Below are 16,659 nucleotides of genomic sequence, written 5' to 3' on the forward strand. Positions count from 1 at the left end.
GCCATGTTGTCCTGGTGGTACCCCAATCCACGGCTTAAAACAAATCGTGCGTCACGAGATGACAGATGCTTAATTCTCGCAGTCGGTTATTGATCAGCCATTGAAAGCCATGAGAATTGGAGCATTGCCTTCGGCGGGCAGCGCTCGCGGTTTTACAGCCTGTCTAGGTCACAGGTTCGAATTCTGTCGGGGTCTATCAGCCGGCCGTTATCTCGCTAGACGCCTAGGCCATCCCCACCACCCCCCTTACACTCTCCCTTTCCACCAGCGGGCACTCCAGCTTCGTAATCGGATACCGCCCCCGCCCGGCCACCCCCGGCGCCTCCAGCTGTTCGATCGCCCATTGGCCCATCGCCATGTGCGGCAGGATCGAGGTGGTCAGCGGCGGGAACAAATGCCTGGCGATTTCCTCGTCGTCGTAGCCGACTACGGAAATATCCCCAGGGATGTGCAGGCCGGCTTCCTTCAGCGCTTCGTAGCAGCCGATCGCGGTGCGGTCGTTCTGGCAGAAGATGGCGGTGGGCTTGTCTTTCAGCGCCAGCAGCTTGACGGTGGCGGCGTAGCCGGCGCTGGCCGACCAGTCGCCCTCGACCACCAGCTCCGGGTCGAACGGAATGTCGGCGGTGGCGAGCGCGCGGCGGTAGCCTTTCAGCCGGTCCTGTGCGGCCTGCATCCACGGCTCGCCGGTGATGGTGGCGATGCGGCGGTGGCCGTGGCTGATCAGGTGGCGGGTCGAGTTCTGGCCGCCGGCGATCTCGCTCGGCACCACGGCAGGGAAGGCGTAGTCCGCCGTGTAGCAGTTGAGCAGGATCACCGGGATGTCGAGGCCGTAGAGGTAATCGGGCGCTGTGATCTCGCGGGTGAAGATGGTCATGTAGATCAGCGCCGAAATGCCCCGCTTGGTGAGGGCGGCGATGGCGCGCGGCTCCATGACGGAATCGCCCAGCGTCTGCGCCACCAGAAGCACGTTGCCGGCATTCCACGAGGCCTGGCGCGCGCCCTCGATGGCGACCACGGCTTCCGGGCTGGTGGCGAGCTGGTCGACGGCAAAGCCGATCACCCCGTCCAGCCCTTCGAAAGCCGGCAGCGGTGGGTGAAGGGCCTCGAAAGCGGGCGCGGTGTAGCCAAGCGTCCGCGCGGTTTCGATCACCCGTTCGCGGGTCTGCTGCGACAGCTTGATCCCTGGTGAATTGTTGAGCACGAAGGAAACGGTCGCCTGCGAGCAGCCGGCGGCCCTGGCGATGTCGATCATGGTGACGCGGCCCTTGGCGCCCTTGGCCGGCGCCTTGCGCCGCCTCGCCGTGTCGCTGGCCCGATCCGTCGTCTCGCTCATGGCAAATCCCAGTCTGGCGGGCCGGTCAGGCCGGCAAGATGGCGTCACGCCGTCGATTTATAGGAATAACGTCAACGCCGTTTATAACTATTAGTATGCCGGAGGTCCATCCACCTGCATTCTCATACAAGCCAAAACTCAAATGGAAAAAGGCTGAGATAGTGGGCCGGCGGTGACCACGGCTCGGCGTTAGGCACACGCGAAATCGCCGGCATTGGCTCGGAACTAATACTGTTTACTAATACAAAAATGCGCTGTACCGTCAATCCGTCGCGGCCAGCCGGTCAGGTACGGGGCGGCGGGAGAGTGCGAAAAATGGCCCGGTGGCGAGCGGATCCTACCTCCGCAACCCTTGTCTCGGATATGTGATATGTCAGACAAATCGGACTATTTACGAACGAAGGATGAGTCTCTAAGGTCCATGATCGTGGCTGGAACGACGCCATTCTTCGGTGCCGGGAACCCCTTTGAGGAGGAGGGCGTCCACGCTGCAAACGGCAAATCAGGTCAGTGCCAAAATCAGGTTAATGCAAGATCGGCCGGTCCAACGACTGAGCCAAACGGGAGGTTGAACATGAAATCCTTGATACGAACTGCATCCGTAGCCGCGACCGCGCTGCTGCTTGGCCTGTCGGCCACGGCCATCGCGCGCGCCCAAGACAAGCCGACGCTGGCCTTCGTCGTCAACGGCGCTTCCGATTTCTGGAAGGCCGCCGAAGCCGGCGTCAAGAAGGCGCAGGGCGAACTGCCTGACTACAATCTTGAGCTCAAATATCCCGAGCAGTCCTCGGTCGCCATCCAGCAGCGGCTGATGGACGATCTGGTGACCGCCGGCGTCAAGGGCATCATGGTCTCGGCCGTCGATCCCAAGACCTCGACCGATGGGTTGAACAAGATCGCCTCGGAAACGGCGCTGTTCACCACCGACTCTGACGCACCGCAGACCAAGCGCGTCGCCTATATCGGCTCGTCCAATGTCGATGCCGGCAAGCAGGCGGCCGAAATTGCCAAGAAGGCGATGCCCAATGGCGGAAAATGCCTCGGCTTCGTCGGCCTGCTCGGCGCCGACAACGCCAAGGAGCGCATCCAGGGCATGAAGGACGGCCTCGCCGGCACCAAGATCGAGCTGATCGACGTGCGCGGCGACGACATCGACCAGGCGCGCGCCAAGAAGAACGTCGAGGACGCGCTGGTCGCCAGCCCCGACGTCACCTGCATGGTCGGCTTCTACTCCTACAACACGCCGCGCATCTATGAAGCGCTGCGCGACGCCGGCAAGCTCGGCTCGATCACCGTCGTCGGTTTCGACGACGATCCGATCACGCTGGGCGGCGTCAAGGAAGGCACCGTTGCCGCAACCGTCGTGCAGCAGCCCTTCGAATGGGCCTATCAGGGCATGAAGCTGATGGCTGCCTACCTCAAGGGCGACAAGTCGGGCATCCCGGAAGGCAACCTCATCATCATCCCGACCAAGATCATCGGCAAGGATGACGTCGACGCCTACGCCGCCAATCTGAAGGCGATGTCTGGAAACTGATCGTCGTTAGCGCCGCCCCTCATCCGCCTGCCGGCACCTTCTCCCCGTATGGTGACGGGGAGAAGGGAAGCGCTCCAACGCTGGCAATCCCCCTCTCCCCGTCTCTATACGGGGGTCCGAAGGACGGGCGAGACAAGTGGCTCGCCCCGGAAGGGGTAGGGTGAGGGGCGGCGCGACGCCTCGCTTTTTATTGACGGGCCTCCCAAGGCCCGTCAGTCTGCGAGGAGGCCGTTCCGCCAATCGCTGTCAGGCATGATGAACTATTCCGACACATCCATTGCTGCATCCGTGACCGCCCCGTTCCTCAGCCTCGAGAACGTGCGCAAGACCTATCCGGGCGTCGTCGCGCTCGACGGCTTCTCCATGGAGGTCAGGCCGGGCGAGGTCATCGGCCTCGTCGGTGAAAACGGCGCCGGCAAATCGACCTTGATGAAGATCCTCGGCGGCGTCACCACGCCCGACAGCGGCACCATCACCGTCGACGGCACCGCGCATGACAGGCTCTCCGTCGAAGCCAGCCTGGGTTCGGGCATCGCCTTCGTCCACCAGGAACTCAACCTGTTCGAAAATCTCGACGTCGCCGCCAACATTTTCTTCGGCCGCGAGCCGTTGCGCGCCGGGCCGCTGAAACTCGTCGACCGCGCCAGGCTGCGCACCATGGTGGCGCCGCTTTTGAAGCGCGTCGGCGCCAATTTTTCCGCCGACACGCCGGTCGCGACCCTGTCGCTGGCCCAGCAGCAGATGGTCGAGATCGCCAAGGCGCTGTCGATCGAGGCGCGGCTGGTCATCCTCGACGAGCCGACATCGAGCCTGCCGCTCGCCGAGACCGACAAATTGCTCGACGTCATCAAGGCGCTGAAGGCCGACGGCATCAGCGTCATCTTCATCTCGCACCGCCTGCACGAGGTCGAGCGCGTCGCCGACCGCGTCGTCGTGCTGCGCGACGGCATGCTGGCCGGCACCTTGCCGAAGAGCGACATCGGCCACGACCAGATGGTCAAGCTGATGATCGGCCGCATGCTGAAGGAGCGCGAAAAGGCCTCGGAGGCGGCGCGTGCGCCCGGCGCCGTAGCACTCGCGGCCAAGGCCATCCGCACGCCTGCCTATCCCGGCCGGCCGGTCGATCTCGACGTCAGGCGCGGCGAAATCCTCGGCCTTGCCGGCCTTGTCGGCTCCGGCCGCACCGAACTGGCGCGGGTGTTCTTCGGCATCGACTCGAAGCTCGGCGGCGCGCTGGAACTCGACGGCAAGCCGCTTGCACTGGGCTCGGCAGCCGACGCCGTCGCGCATGGCATCTTCCTGGTGCCGGAAGACCGCAAGCTCACCGGCATCCTGCTCGACCTGTCTATCGCGCAGAACATTTCCTTGCCCAATCTGCCCGCGCATGCGCGCCGCTCCCTGGTGTCCAAAAGCGCCGAGACCGCCACCGCCGAGAAGCAGAAGAAAGATCTCGGCATCAAGGCGCCTTCGGTGCAGACGCGCACCGGCACGCTGTCGGGCGGCAACCAGCAGAAGGTCGTGCTCGGCAAATGGCTGGCCATGAATCCCAAAGTGATGATTTTGGACGAGCCGACGCGCGGCATCGACATCGGCGCCAAGGCGGAAATCTACGGGCTGATGCGCGCATTGGCCGACGCCGGCGTCGCCGTGCTGATGATCTCGTCGGACATGGAAGAGGTGATCGGCGTGTCCGACCGCATCGCCGTCATGCATGAGGGCCAGATCTCGGGCATTCTCGACAAGGATCGGTTCAGCCAGGAAAACGTGCTGCTGCTGGCGGTGGGCAAGCAGCCGAAGTAGTTTTGCCGGGGTCTCGCGCAAGCGCGATCCGCTCAGGCATTGGGGAGAAGACGATGAGCAAGAAAGATCTCGGCCTGCTGATCCTGATCCTGGTGGTCGGGGCGATCGTGGCGATCATCAATCCGCGCTTCCTGCTGCCGATCAACCTCGCCAACACCTCGAACCTGATCGGCCTGTTCGGCATCCTGTCGATCGGCCAGGCCTTCGTCATCATCACCGGCGGCATCGAATTGTCGGTCGGCTCGGTGGTCGCGCTGCTCGGAACGCTGTTCATCGACTTCATCGCCGTGCGTGGCATGGAATGGCCGCTGGCCTTCGTGCTCATCCTGGTGCTTGGCGCCATCATCGGCCTGGCGCATGGCTGGCTGATCACAAGGCTCAAGCTGCAGCCCTTCGTCGTCACGCTGTGCGGCCTGCTGATCTACCGCGGTGTTGCCCGCTTCTACACCGCCGACGGCACCGCGGGTTTTGCCTTCGGCCAGAATTTTCCCGACCTCGAATTCCTCACCGCCGGGCGTTCCTATGGCGTACCCAACAGCTTCATCGCCCTGATCGTCATCTCGATCGTCATGTGGGTGGTGCTGCACCGCTCGGTGTTCGGCCGCTATCTCTACGCCATCGGCAAGAACGAGGAGGCGGCGAAATATTCCGGCATCCGCACCGGCCGCGTCGTCATCGCCGCCTACGTCATTTGCGGCGTGCTGACGGCGCTGTCGGCGATCTATTTCGCCATGTACACGCGCTCGATCTCACCGGCCAGCCACGGCCAGTTCTACGAACTCTACGCCATCGCCGCAGCCGTGCTCGGCGGCTTCTCGCTGCGCGGCGGTGAAGGCTCGCTGATCGGCGTCATCCTCGGCACGGTGCTGCTGCAGGAACTGCAGAACCTAGTCAACCTGCTCGGCATCCCGTCCTCGCTCAACTTCGCGGTGATGGGCGGCGTCATCCTCATCGGCGTGCTGGTCGACCAGCAATGGGGCGTGTTCCGGGAACGGCGGCTGATGGTCGACGCCACCCGCAAAGGCGCTGCCGGCGCGGCCGCGGAATAACTGCCTCGCGGCGAATGGCAGGCGATGGCTGCAATTCCTGAACCGTTGACGCTCAGGGCCGGCGCGCTTGAGGTCGCACTGGTGCCGCGTATCGGCGGCAGCGTGAGCGCGCTGCGCTGGCGCGGCATCGATCTCATGCGCAGGCTCTCGGACCATGATCGCGAAGCCGGCAATGTGCTTGGCGTCGCCATGTTCCCGATGATGCCCTACGCCAACCGCATCGCCGGAAACACTTTCGAGTTTCGAGCGAAGCGCTGGCGGGTCCAGCCCAACAATCCGCCCGAAGCCATCAACGTGCATGGCAGCGGCTGGAAACACCCCTGGACTGTCACTGCAGCGGGCGACGCCCAGGCAACGCTGTCGCTGGATATCGCAGCCGGCCTCGAACCCTACTCCTATCACGCGACGCAGGCTTTCGTGCTGTCCGAAGAAGGCCTCGACGTCACCATGACACTGACCAACACGGGGCCGGTTTCCATGCCGTTTGGTTTCGGCCTGCATCCCTGGTTCGACCGCGACCCGGACGTCACGCTGCAATTCAAGGCCGCGCGGTTCTATCTGGAGGAACCGCAAGGCATCGCCGGCGATCCGATAGCGCTTGCGCCCGAACTCGACTTCGCCGAGGGCCGGCCTTTACCCGCCGGCTGGCGCAACAATGATTATGGCGGCTGGACGGGTGAGGCGACGCTTCGCTTTCCGGCGCGCGGCGCGGGTTTGCGCATCAAGGCCGATCCGATCTTCAAGCACCTGATGCTGTACGCCGACCCGGCCAAGCCTTACTTTTGCGTCGAACCGCAGACCATGGCCTCCGGTGCTTTCAACCGGGGCGGATGGAGCGATCCAGACGAGGGCGCCATCGTGCTCGCCCCAGGTGAAAGTTCGGCCGGCACGGTGTCGCTGATGCCCTTTGCGCTTGGGGCTTAAAGCGCCCATCGCGTGAACGAGGCGTCAGGAGCCGACGATCTAGATCAGGCCCGACATGTCGGAAAAAGCCATCGCCTTGCGCAGCACCTCGGCGAAGCGTTCGCCGGCCGCTTCGCGCGGGCCGCTGTTGTCGATCGAGGTGACGCCGGACCCGGACAGAGTGACATTGGCGCTGCGTGCCAGCCGCGCCAGCACTTCGCCGCGTGACTCGCGGCCGCGCATCGCCAGACGCTCGGCCAGCACTTCAGGCGAGGCGGTGATCTCGACGATGGCCAGATTGGCATAGCGTTCGCGCAAGGAGGGGATGATCGCGCGCGACACATTGGCGACAGCGACACGGCCATTGGCAACGGACCAGTCGACATCGGCGGGGATGCCGTAGCGCAAGCCGTGCGCTTCCCAGGAGACGGCGAAGGCGCCATCGGCTTCGGCCTCGACGAAGGCGGCATCGGCCAGCGTGTCGTGGTCCTCGCTGGCGACATCGCTCGGCCTGGTGATGACGCGGCGGACGAACTCCAGCCGCGTTTCATCGGCAAAGCGGGCGCGGGCGTAGCCGATCACCGTGTCCTTGCCGGCGCCGCTTGGGCCGACGACGGCGACGAAAACGCCATCGCGGATCGGAAACGTCTCGGCCGACAATTCCCGCTCGATCGATGCCGACACCATCATGCGACCCGGCTTCCCTGCCGCCACACGGTGCGCACCACCGGGACATGGTCGTCGACGCGCACGCGCACCAGATCGGCGCGGCGGCCCTGTTCGATGACGCCGCGATCGGTCAGGCCAACCGCATCGGCCGGGTTCTTCGAGACCATGGCGACGGCCTGCGGCAGGGAAATGCCTTCGACGACATCGCCGAGGAAGAACGCCGACTGGATCAGGCTGAAGGGAATATAGTCGGATGACAAGATGTCGAGCAGGCCGTCGCTGGCCAGCGTGCGGGCCGAGACATTGCCCGAATGCGAGGCGCCGCGCATGACGTTGGGCGCGCCCATCAGCACACCCATCCCGGCCTCTTTCGAGGCCCTGGCGGCCTCTTCCGTGGTCGGGAATTCGGCGACGCGCACGCCCTGCTCGATCGCCTCGTCGACATGGCCTGATGTGGCGTCGTCGTGGCTGGCTAATACGATGCCGCGCTCCTGGCAGGCGGCTGATATCACCGCCCGGTTCGGCGCCGAATTGCGCGCCGATTCGGCCATCCGCTTTTCGCAGAACAGCTTGAAGTCGCGATCGGTCAGCTTCAGCTTGCGCTGGTAATAGTAGGCATAGGTCTCGAGATCGACGAACTGGCGCTGGCCTGGCGCATGGTCCATCAGCGACGCCAGCTTGACCCGCTCGTCGCCGTCGAAATTGGCGAAAGCCCTGAGGCAGTCCGGTGCCGAAACCTCGCAGCGCAGATGGATGAAATGGTCGGCGCGCAGACGGTCCTGCTTCACACTGTCCTCGATCGCGTCGGCCAGCTTGCGGATGTCGGCCGATGTCAGGTCGGCGTCTTCGTCCATGCCGACGCGCAAGGCGTCGAGCACGGTGGTGATGCCGGCGGTCGCCACCTGCGCGTCATGGGCGAGCACGGCGGCGATCGGATTCCAGCGCACCTTGGGCCGCGGCGCGTAGTGGCCTTCGAGATGGTCGGTGTGCAATTCGACCAGCCCGGGAATGATATAGTCGCCGCCCATGTCCTCGCCGATGCGGCTGATGCCGGATTCGATGCCGGCGATAAAGCCGTCGCGCAGCACCAGCGAACCTTCGACGATCTCGTCGGCAAGCACGATGCGGGCATTGTGGAGAACAGTCTCGGCGGTCATTTCAGGCAGTCCTTCAGGCGGTTTTTCTGGCCGGGCGGCGCCCGAGCGCGTGATGCGAGAGCACCATGAACGGTGCACCCGGTTCGGTTTCGACAAACAAGGTCAGCGCATCCACCAGCACCTTCTGTTGCAGCACCTCCGCGAACAGGCTGTCGATCGCTGCGCGCAAACGAGGGCTTTCCTGTGACCCCGCCCGGCCCGACAGCGTCATGTGGAAGCGAAAGGTTTCGAAGACATAGGGGTAACCCCATTGGCAGAGATTGCGGAACTCGGCCGGCTTCAGCGAATCCGGGCTGCGCCGCTCGATTTCCGCTTCGCTCAGCGGTGCGCGAAACCGGTCGAAATCACGCACCACGTCATCGGCGAACCGGTTGAGCGCAGGCACTGGCCCTTCCGGCACCAGTGCGAAGAAGCCGTCGATCTGGCTGACCACGAGACGCGGGATGGTCACCACCGGCGTCGCCTCGGCGAATTGGTCGAGTGCGGCGCGCAGCGAGGCTTCCGTCTCGTTGGCAGCCAGGCGGAAGGGGGCTTTCAGCGTCGCGTGAAAGCCATAGCGGCGCGCCGAAGCGGTGTGGAAAGCGACTTCCGCCGCCGACAGGTCCGCCACCGCTTCGACCGGCCTCGTCGCGGCGCCGAACGCGTCGCGGCCCAGCCAGTCGGCGGCGATCCGCGCCAGTGGCTCGTCCTGCCGGGGGGTGAAATAGAGGGCGTAGCGCATGGAAAGTCCTTGTCAGCTTCGCTGCCATAGGTGATTTCCATGACGAATTGACGAAGCCTTGCTGGCTTTCAGGTAACAAAACGCTGCGGCGGGGTCATTAGCCGACGATTTTTTCGTGCTGGACCAGGGAGCGAGTGCTCACGCAGCGACCGATCAGGCCTTCATCAACCACTCGTGCTCGGGCGCGTTGTGGAATTTCCACGTCCGCTTCGGCCCTGCCATGACGTTGAGATAATAGAGGTCGTAGCCGTGGCAGGCGGCGCAGGGGTGATAACCCCCGGGCACCAGCACGACATCGCCATCCTCGATCGCCATCGCTTCGTCGAGCGCGCGGTGGCCATTCTTGTCGGCGTCGGTGTAGACGCGCTGGAAGGCAAAACCCTGCGCCGGGTTGAGGCGGTGATAGTAGGTTTCCTCGAGGTAGGATTCGGCGGGTAGATTGTCCTGGTCGTGCTTGTGCGGCGGATAGCTCGATGTATGCCCGCCGGGCGTGATGACCTCGACCACCAGCAGCGAATCGGCCGGCTCGCCCTCCGGCAATATGTTGGTGACGTAGCGCGTGTTGGTGCCCTTGCCGCGCACCTCCTGGCCGAGGTCGTCCGGCGCGATCACCCGCACCGGCAGACCGCCGCCAAGGCCCGGCGCCGAGCAGACCGCGAGTTCCAGCCCGGTGTCCGCTGTCACCGACCAGTCCGAACCCTCAGGCACATACACCGACCACGGCTTGCCCTCGAAGGGCGACATGCGCTCGCCGAGCAGGCCGAGATCCTTGCCGCCGGCTGAAGCCTTGCCCTTGCCGGTAACGAACACCAGGCAGACTTCGCGATCCTCCGTCTTGCCGGAGACGCTCTCGCCCGGCTTCAGCCGATGCAGGTCGAAACCGACATAGGTCCAGCCGGCGCCTTTCGGCGTCACATGGGCGACGCGGCCATGGCCCTTGTCGGCTTTGACGAGCAGCTTCGACATTTTTGTCTCCTATTCCGTTGGCTTGAAGGACTCCGTGAAGCCAAGCCGCCTGTTTGAAAGGGCCATCGCAAATCTTCGGCCGGCGCCCTTCCAACTTCGTCATCCTAGGGTCTGCGCCGCGTCGCTTCGCTCCTTGCTCCGCCCCAGGATGACGAAACGAGAAGCACTGCAAGCTAGTCGCCAACGCATGCGATCAGTTACTCCTTCGGCTCGGGCTCGACCGAAGGCTTCGCCTCGTCAGCAGGCTTGTAGAGATAAAAAAACTGCCAGACGGCGTAGCCGGCGAAGCCGAACGCGATCATGCCCCAGAACGGCGTGCCGGTGGCGAACTCGATGATCGACCAGATGACGCAGACCGCGACGATGGCGGCACGCCGCCACAAAGGCCGGAAGAAGGGGTGTTCGGAATCTTTCATAGGGCCAATCTACAGCAATCGGTCTCGCCGGGAACCCGTCGCACCAGCCATTGGGAAACTAGACATTTGGAAAGCCTTGCGTCTCGACCGTATAGCCGGCGGCGGTCATGACGCGCATCAATTCCTTGTAGCCAACCTGTGCCATCCTGAGTGGCGGGTTCTTCTTCGGGTCCTGCTCGGCCTCGACCACGAACCAGCCCTCATAGCCATGGTCGGCGAAGCGCTGCACGATGGCGCCGAAATCGAGTGAACCATCGCCCGGCACGGTGAAGGCGCCGAGCGCCACGGCGTCGAGGAAAGATTGCTTCGAGCGGTCTAGCCTGTCGATCACCTCCATGCGAACGTCCTTCACATGCACATGGCTGATGCGGGTGTGATGGTTGTCGATGGCACGCAGCACGTCGCCGCCGGCGAATGCCAGATGTCCGGCATCGAGCAGCAGCGGAATGCCGGCTCCGGAATAGCGCATGAAGGCATCGAGTTCCGGCTCGGTCTCGACCACCGCCGCCATGTGGTGATGATAGGACAGCGGCATACCCTGTTCGGCGCACCATTCGCCAAACGCGGTCAGGCGTTTCGCGTAGGCCTTCATCTCGTCATCCGACAGCTTCGGCTTGGTCGCCAGCGGCTTCGAGCGGTCGCCCTGGATCGAGCGGCCGACTTCGCCATAAACGATGCAAGGCGCATTCACCGCCTTGAACAGGTCGATCATCGGCTGGATGCGATCCTTGTTGTCGGCCATCTCCCCATCGACCAGCGTGCCGGAGAACCAGCCGCCGCACAGCGTGACGTCGGCGGCCTTCAGGATCGGCAGCATGATTTCGGGGTCATTGGGAAAACGCCGGCCCATCTCCATGCCGGTGAAGCCGGCCGAGCGCGACTGGCGCAGGCATTCTTCCAGCGACACGTCATCGCTGAGTTCCGCAAGATCGTCGTTCCACCACGCAATGGGGGACATGCCCAGTTTGGCTTTCAAGTCGTCACTCCGGTTTAGAACAGTTATCCTTTGGTTGCCGCCGCCCCTCATCCGCCTGCCGGCACCTTCTCCCCGTATAGTGACGGGGAGAAGGGGTCTAGCCGCGACCTCGGCGTCTTTCTTGCGACGGCGGTGATTGGCGAAACCGGTGGTGACAGCGTCCCTCTCCCCGTCCCTATACGGGGAGAGGATGCCGGCAGGCAGGTGAGGGGCAGCGCCGACCTCAATCACCCACACTCTGCATCTTCCGCTTTTCGTCATACGCCTTGCGCGCCGCGTTGACCTGCGGCCGTACAGACACTTCCGGCACCGCCACGTCCCACCAATGGCCGCCGGCATCCGTGGAAACCAGCGGGTCGGTGTCGATGACGAGCACCGTTGTGCGCGTATTCTTCCTGGCTTGTGCCAGCGCGTTTTCCAGCCCGGCGATCGACGGCACTTTCTCGGCAATCGCCCCCATGCTCGCCGCATGCGCGGCAAAGTCGATGTCGGGCAGGACCTCGTGGCGCGAGTCCTTCAGCAGATTGTTGAAGTTGGCGCCGCCGGTCGCCATCTGCAGCCGGTTGATGCAGCCATAGCCTCTGTTGTCGAGCAGCACGATAGTGAGCTTGAGGCCGAGCATCACCGAGGTGGCGATTTCGGAGTTCATCATCAGGTAGGAGCCGTCGCCGATCATGACGACGATCTCCTCGCCGGGCTTCGCCATCTTGGCTCCGAGCCCGCCGGCAATCTCGTAGCCCATGGTCGAGAAGCCATATTCGCCATGATACGATCCGGGCGCGCCCGCCTGCCAAAGTTTGTGCAATTCGCCCGGCAACCCGCCGGAGGCATTCAGCAGCGTCACACCGGAGCCCATGGCGCGCTGCACGGCGCCGATCACCTGCGCATCGGACGGGTAGGCGGCATTGGTCGACGCCGTCACCTTGGCCGCCTCGGCCTGCCAGGCCTTCTTGCCGGAGGACGCATTGTCGGTCCAGCTTGCCGGCGCCTTCCAGCCCTTCAGCGCAGCACTGAGTTCGGCCAGGCCCTCGGCCGCATCGGCCACCAATGGCAGGGCGCGGTGCTTGCCGGCGTCGAAGGGCTGCACGTTAAGCCCGATGATGGTCTTGCCCGAATTCTTGAACAGCGCCCACGAACCGGTGGTGAAATCCTGCAGGCGCGTGCCGATGGCCAGCACGACATCGGCTTCCTCAGCCAGCCGGTTGGCGGCAGAAGTGCCGGTGACGCCGACCGCCGCCATGTTGAGCGGATGATCGTCCGGCAGCGAGGATTTGCCGCCTTGCGTCTCGCAGACCGGGATGCCGGCGCTCTCGGCGAATTTCGCCAGTTCGTCCGACGCCTGCGAATAGAGGACGCCGCCGCCGGCGATCACCAGCGGCTTTTTTGCGCCCTTGAGCGCCGCTACCGCGGCGGCAAGCTCATGGCGATCCGGGCGCGGCCGGCGCTGGTGCCAGACCCTCTCGGCAAAGAAACTCTCGGGGTAGTCGTAGGCCTCGGCCTGCACGTCCTGGCACAGAGACAGCGTCACCGGGCCGCATTCGGCCGGATCGGTCAGTACAGCCATGGCGCGGCTGAGGGCAGGAATGATCTGCTCGGGCCGGGTGATGCGGTCGAAATAGCGTGAAACCGGACGGAAGCAGTCATTGACCGTAGCCGTGCCGTCGGAGAAATCCTCGGCCTGCTGCAGCACCGGATCTGGGATGCGGTTGGCGAAGACGTCGCCCGGCAAAAACAGGACGGGCAACCTGTTTACATGGGCGAGCGCCGCCGCCGTCACCATGTTGAGCGCGCCGGGGCCGATCGAAGAGGTCGCGGCCATGAAGCGGCGGCGGAAATTGGCCTTGGCGTAGGCGATCGCCGCATGCGCCATCGCCTGTTCATTGTGGGCGCGGAAGGTCGGCAGCTCGTCGCGCAGCTGATAAAGCGCCTCGCCGATGCCGGCGACATTGCCGTGGCCGAAGATCGCCCAGACGCCGCCGAAGATCGGGACTTTGCTCCCGTCGATCTCGGTCATCTGGCGTGACAGGAAGCGGGTCAGCGCCTGCGCCATTGTCAGGCGGATTGTCTTGCTCATGGTGTTTTCCTCCGCAGTCCTATTCCGCGCCTTCTTATGCCGCCTTGCGGCCGCGCGCGGCAAGCCACGCATCCGTCAACTGTTCGAAGCGCTGCGCCATGTCGGCGATCGCCTCGTTATCCGACATCTTGCCGGCCAGCCATTGTTCGGCCGCATGGACGAAGATGGTGCGGCCGACGGCAAAGCCCTTGACGATGGGCGCCTTAGCGGTGGCGGCGAACGCCGCTTCCAGCTCGTCCTGCGGCGCTTCCAGGCCCAGCAGCACGACGCCGCGGCACCACGGGTCGTGCTTCAGGATGACGGCCTCGATCTTCGCCCAGGCGCCGCTCGACGCCTGCGGCTCGAGCTTCCACCAGTCCGGCTTGATGCCCAGCGCATAGAGCTCCTCCAACGCGCGCGGGATCGTCGTGTCGTCGAGCTTGCCATGCTTGCCGGCAATGATCTCGATGAGAAGTTCCCTGCCGACCTTCCGCGCGCCTTCGAACAGGGCTCGCAACTTCTGCTGCTGTTCTTCCTTCAGCGCCGCCGCATCGTCGGGGTGATAGAAACACAGGCATTTGATGCAATGGTCGACCGGCCATTCGACAAGCTGCGAGCCGATGTCCTGCGAGAATTCGAAGCGCAGCGGCCGCGAACCCGGCAACTCCACCGGCCGCCCGAGCCAGGCGAAGGAATGCCTGGCGAATTCGAACATTGCCTTGCGGCCGTGTTTCTCATCGATCAGCATGCCGTAGCCGTCGCGGCCGGCAGCGACCTTCGCAGCCGCCTTGACCGCCAGCACCTTGAATTCTTCGATCCGAGCCGGATCGGCGCCGGCCTTCGCCGCCACATCCTCGAGCTGCACGCGGTGGTCGCAGGCAAGCGCCATCAGCGAGGGGATGTCGCGCCGGCGCGTCGTCGCCCAATGGATGTGGTTGATCGCCTCGTCCTTGCGCAACGCCAGATGCTTGCTGCCGTGTTTGAGGAAGAACCGCAGCTCCTCGAAGGTCGGATATTCCGGCGCGCAGAGCAGCCGCGACACGGCAAAAGCACCGCAGGCATTCGCCCAGGTCGCGGCTGTCGCATGGTCTTCTCCGCCCAGCCAGCCACGCAGGAACCCGGACATGAACGCATCGCCGGCGCCGAGCACATTGTAGATCTCGATTGGGAACCCCTTGCCGACAACGCCGTCCTCGAGATCGTCGCTGATCGGCCCATCATAGACGATGCAGCCCATTGCGCCGCGCTTGAGCACAATGGTGGCAGACGACAGCGAGCGGATCATCTTCAGCGCGCTCAGGCAATCGTCTGCACCTGACGCGATCATGATCTCTTCCTCGGTGCCGACGACGAGGTCGCAATCGGGCAGCACCGTCTTCAGCTGGGCCGAGACGCGGTCCGATTTCACATAGCGCTCGAACCCTTCGGCATGGCCGGCAAGGCCCCAGAGGTTGGGCCGGTAGTCGATGTCGAACACCACCTTGCCGCCCTTGGCCTTCATGATGCGGATCGCCTTGCGTTGGGCGGCATCGCTGTTGGGCCGGGAAAAATGCGTGCCGGTGACGACGATCGAGCGCGCCGAGGCGATGAAGGCCTCGTCGATGTCTTCCGGCGCCAGCGCCATGTCGGCGCAGTCCGAGCGGTAGAAGATCATCGGCGAAACGCCTTCGTCCTCGACCGACAGCAGCACCAAGGCGGTAAGCCGCTCCTTGTCGGTCTTCAGCCCGTCGACATTGACGCCTTCACGCGTCAGCTGCTCGCGGATGAAGCGGCCCATCTGCTCGTCGCCGACGCGGGTGAGCAGTGCCGAGCGCAGGCCGAGCCTGGCCGTGCCGACCGAGATGTTGGCCGGGCAGCCGCCGACCGACTTGGCGAAGGAGGTGATGTCCTCCAGCCGCGAGCCGATCTGCTGCCCATAAAGGTCCACGGAAGCGCGACCGATAGTGATAACGTCGAGCGGCGCGTATTCAGCGTCCACGGCTTCGCTCATTGGAACCTCCCGTCGGCCTTGTTGTGTTGGGGTACACGCGCGAGCGGCAGCGTGGCGCCGGGAATATGAAATAATAATTCCAATCCATAGTCAATATGGAATGAGTGTTCCTTCCGTGAAAAGTGCCTTTTCGGCGATGGATCAGGCCTTGCGCTTGCGGCCCGTGTCGCGTCGCTTCTCGCCGACGCCGACGGTCAGCGCCATGGCCAGCGCCATTGTCGCCGACAGCGAGCGGAAGCCGGCGAAATCGGCCTCGGCAACCTCGAACCAGACCTTGGCGAACTGGGCGAGCGGCGAAAACGAGCTGTCGGTGATGGCGACGATCGGCACGCCCTGTTCCGAAATGCTGCGCGCTTCCTCGATCGTGGCCGGTGCGTAGGGCGAGAAAGAAATGGCGATGACGGCATCCGCCGGCGTCGCGAAGCCGATCATCTCGGCATTCAGCCCGGCCGCCGATTCGATCAGCTGGTTGCGGATCTTCAGCTTGCCCAGCGCATAGGCGATGTAGGAGGCCACCGGATAGGAGCGGCGCTTGGCCAGCACATAGATGGTCTCCGCCTTGGCAAGCAGGGAAATGGCCTCTTCCAGATGCGCGTCGTCCAGCGTGCGCGAAATGTCGTTGAGCGAGGTCGAGGCGGCGGCGACGAAGCCGTCGAAAATCGCCCGATGGCCGGCGCCGCCTTCTGCCTTGGCGCGCAGCGCCTGCAGCCTTTCGTCATAGGATGAGTTGCGCTCGCGCAGCCGTTCGCGAAACACCTGCTGCAGGCTGGTGAAACCGTCGAAGCCAAGCTGCTGGGCAAAGCGGATCAGGGTTGACGGCTGCACGCCGGCCGAAGCGGCGATGCTGGCGGCGGTGCCGAAGGCGATGTCGTCAGGATTGTCGAGCGCATGGGCAGCGATCTGGGCGATGCGCTTCGGCAGGCTTTCGCGCCGCTCCAGAATGGTGGTGCGCAGCGTCTCGAAATCGCGAGGTACCCGTTCGTCCATCGTCGCTCTGTCCAGGCTCATACGTGAAGCGTCCTCTGTGCATCATCATAGCGAGCCTGCGCAAGAACACCATAAAAAATGAGGCAGACATTCCATTCCGGG

Annotated in this window: 14 protein-coding genes; 4 read left to right on the top strand and 10 right to left on the bottom strand. The window is 64.2% G+C overall.

The genetic code is table 11. The features are described from left to right. Positions 1–223: 223 nt before the first annotated feature. Positions 224–1,333, bottom strand: coding sequence for a LacI family DNA-binding transcriptional regulator (locus tag NP945_RS13025; protein WP_256746569.1), 1,110 nt, complete (start codon positions 1,331–1,333; stop codon positions 224–226). Between the two features lie 574 nt (positions 1,334–1,907). Here NP945_RS13025 and NP945_RS13030 point away from each other — a divergent pair. The 4 genes from NP945_RS13030 to NP945_RS13045 all read left to right on the top strand — a co-directional run bounded on the left by NP945_RS13030 (position 1,908) and on the right by NP945_RS13045 (position 6,643). After that, positions 1,908–2,870 carry a sugar-binding protein gene (locus tag NP945_RS13030; RefSeq protein WP_127330493.1) on the top strand — a complete coding sequence of 321 codons (963 nt, stop codon included), beginning with the start codon at positions 1,908–1,910 and terminating at the stop codon, positions 2,868–2,870. Positions 2,871–3,125: 255 nt separating this feature from the next. After that, a complete protein-coding gene (locus NP945_RS13035) occupies positions 3,126–4,670 on the top strand; it encodes a sugar ABC transporter ATP-binding protein (RefSeq protein WP_256746749.1) in 1,545 nt (514 codons plus the stop codon). A 53-nt stretch (positions 4,671–4,723) separates the two neighbouring features. Then, positions 4,724–5,719 (top strand): ABC transporter permease, encoded by a 996-nt coding sequence (locus tag NP945_RS13040; protein ID WP_256746570.1) that lies wholly within the window; start codon positions 4,724–4,726, stop codon positions 5,717–5,719. Positions 5,720–5,743: 24 nt separating this feature from the next. Then, positions 5,744–6,643: an aldose 1-epimerase gene (locus NP945_RS13045; RefSeq protein WP_256746571.1), complete on the top strand. Its 900-nt coding sequence runs from the start codon at positions 5,744–5,746 to the stop codon at positions 6,641–6,643. Positions 6,644–6,682: 39 nt separating this feature from the next. Here NP945_RS13045 and phnN read toward each other — a convergent pair whose 3' ends face one another. The 9 genes from phnN to NP945_RS13090 form a co-directional block, all read right to left on the bottom strand. Further along, a complete protein-coding gene (gene phnN / locus NP945_RS13050; RefSeq protein WP_256746572.1) occupies positions 6,683–7,312 on the bottom strand; it encodes a phosphonate metabolism protein/1,5-bisphosphokinase (PRPP-forming) PhnN in 630 nt (209 codons plus the stop codon). Beyond that, positions 7,309–8,448 carry an alpha-D-ribose 1-methylphosphonate 5-triphosphate diphosphatase gene (locus NP945_RS13055; protein WP_127269078.1) on the bottom strand — a complete coding sequence of 380 codons (1,140 nt, stop codon included), beginning with the start codon at positions 8,446–8,448 and terminating at the stop codon, positions 7,309–7,311. The genes phnN and NP945_RS13055 overlap by 4 nt, the downstream gene beginning before the upstream one ends. A 13-nt stretch (positions 8,449–8,461) precedes the next feature. Beyond that, positions 8,462–9,169 carry a DUF1045 domain-containing protein gene (locus NP945_RS13060; RefSeq protein WP_128289661.1) on the bottom strand — a complete coding sequence of 236 codons (708 nt, stop codon included), beginning with the start codon at positions 9,167–9,169 and terminating at the stop codon, positions 8,462–8,464. Positions 9,170–9,322: 153 nt separating this feature from the next. Beyond that, positions 9,323–10,135 (bottom strand): 5-deoxy-glucuronate isomerase, encoded by an 813-nt coding sequence (gene iolB / locus NP945_RS13065; RefSeq protein ID WP_256746573.1) that lies wholly within the window; start codon positions 10,133–10,135, stop codon positions 9,323–9,325. Between the two features lie 197 nt (positions 10,136–10,332). Beyond that, positions 10,333–10,551 (bottom strand): DUF3329 domain-containing protein, encoded by a 219-nt coding sequence (locus tag NP945_RS13070; RefSeq protein ID WP_256746574.1) that lies wholly within the window; start codon positions 10,549–10,551, stop codon positions 10,333–10,335. Between the two features lie 58 nt (positions 10,552–10,609). Next, on the bottom strand, positions 10,610–11,527 hold the full coding sequence (gene iolE, locus NP945_RS13075; RefSeq protein ID WP_027040000.1) for a myo-inosose-2 dehydratase: 918 nt from the start codon (positions 11,525–11,527) through the stop codon (positions 10,610–10,612). A gap of 223 nt (positions 11,528–11,750) precedes the next feature. Beyond that, positions 11,751–13,601, bottom strand: coding sequence for a 3D-(3,5/4)-trihydroxycyclohexane-1,2-dione acylhydrolase (decyclizing) (gene iolD / locus NP945_RS13080; RefSeq protein ID WP_256746575.1), 1,851 nt, complete (start codon positions 13,599–13,601; stop codon positions 11,751–11,753). Between the two features lie 34 nt (positions 13,602–13,635). Further along, positions 13,636–15,570: a 5-dehydro-2-deoxygluconokinase gene (gene iolC / locus NP945_RS13085; RefSeq protein ID WP_256746576.1), complete on the bottom strand. Its 1,935-nt coding sequence runs from the start codon at positions 15,568–15,570 to the stop codon at positions 13,636–13,638. Between the two features lie 141 nt (positions 15,571–15,711). Then, a complete protein-coding gene (locus NP945_RS13090; protein ID WP_164762714.1) occupies positions 15,712–16,557 on the bottom strand; it encodes a MurR/RpiR family transcriptional regulator in 846 nt (281 codons plus the stop codon). Positions 16,558–16,659: the final 102 nt, after the last annotated feature.

It is taken from the genome of Mesorhizobium sp. LMG17149 (assembly GCF_024518695.1).
In the GTDB taxonomy this organism is placed as follows: domain Bacteria; phylum Pseudomonadota; class Alphaproteobacteria; order Rhizobiales; family Rhizobiaceae; genus Mesorhizobium.

Bases quoted from the DNA above. Each gene is read 5' to 3' on its own strand.
- phnN (WP_256746572.1), bottom strand. From the start codon at position 7,312: ATGATGGTGTCGGCATCGATCGAGCGGGAATTGTCGGCCGAGACGTTT.
- NP945_RS13070 (WP_256746574.1), bottom strand. From the start codon at position 10,551: ATGAAAGATTCCGAACACCCCTTCTTCCGGCCTTTGTGGCGGCGTGCC.
- NP945_RS13030 (WP_127330493.1), top strand. From the start codon at position 1,908: ATGAAATCCTTGATACGAACTGCATCCGTAGCCGCGACCGCGCTGCTG.
- iolB (WP_256746573.1), bottom strand. From the start codon at position 10,135: ATGTCGAAGCTGCTCGTCAAAGCCGACAAGGGCCATGGCCGCGTCGCC.
- NP945_RS13090 (WP_164762714.1), bottom strand. From the start codon at position 16,557: ATGGACGAACGGGTACCTCGCGATTTCGAGACGCTGCGCACCACCATT.
- NP945_RS13060 (WP_128289661.1), bottom strand. From the start codon at position 9,169: ATGCGCTACGCCCTCTATTTCACCCCCCGGCAGGACGAGCCACTGGCG.
- NP945_RS13040 (WP_256746570.1), top strand. From the start codon at position 4,724: ATGAGCAAGAAAGATCTCGGCCTGCTGATCCTGATCCTGGTGGTCGGG.
- NP945_RS13025 (WP_256746569.1), bottom strand. From the start codon at position 1,333: ATGAGCGAGACGACGGATCGGGCCAGCGACACGGCGAGGCGGCGCAAG.
- iolD (WP_256746575.1), bottom strand. From the start codon at position 13,601: ATGAGCAAGACAATCCGCCTGACAATGGCGCAGGCGCTGACCCGCTTC.
- NP945_RS13035 (WP_256746749.1), top strand. From the start codon at position 3,126: ATGAACTATTCCGACACATCCATTGCTGCATCCGTGACCGCCCCGTTC.
- NP945_RS13055 (WP_127269078.1), bottom strand. From the start codon at position 8,448: ATGACCGCCGAGACTGTTCTCCACAATGCCCGCATCGTGCTTGCCGAC.
- NP945_RS13045 (WP_256746571.1), top strand. From the start codon at position 5,744: ATGGCTGCAATTCCTGAACCGTTGACGCTCAGGGCCGGCGCGCTTGAG.
- iolC (WP_256746576.1), bottom strand. From the start codon at position 15,570: ATGAGCGAAGCCGTGGACGCTGAATACGCGCCGCTCGACGTTATCACT.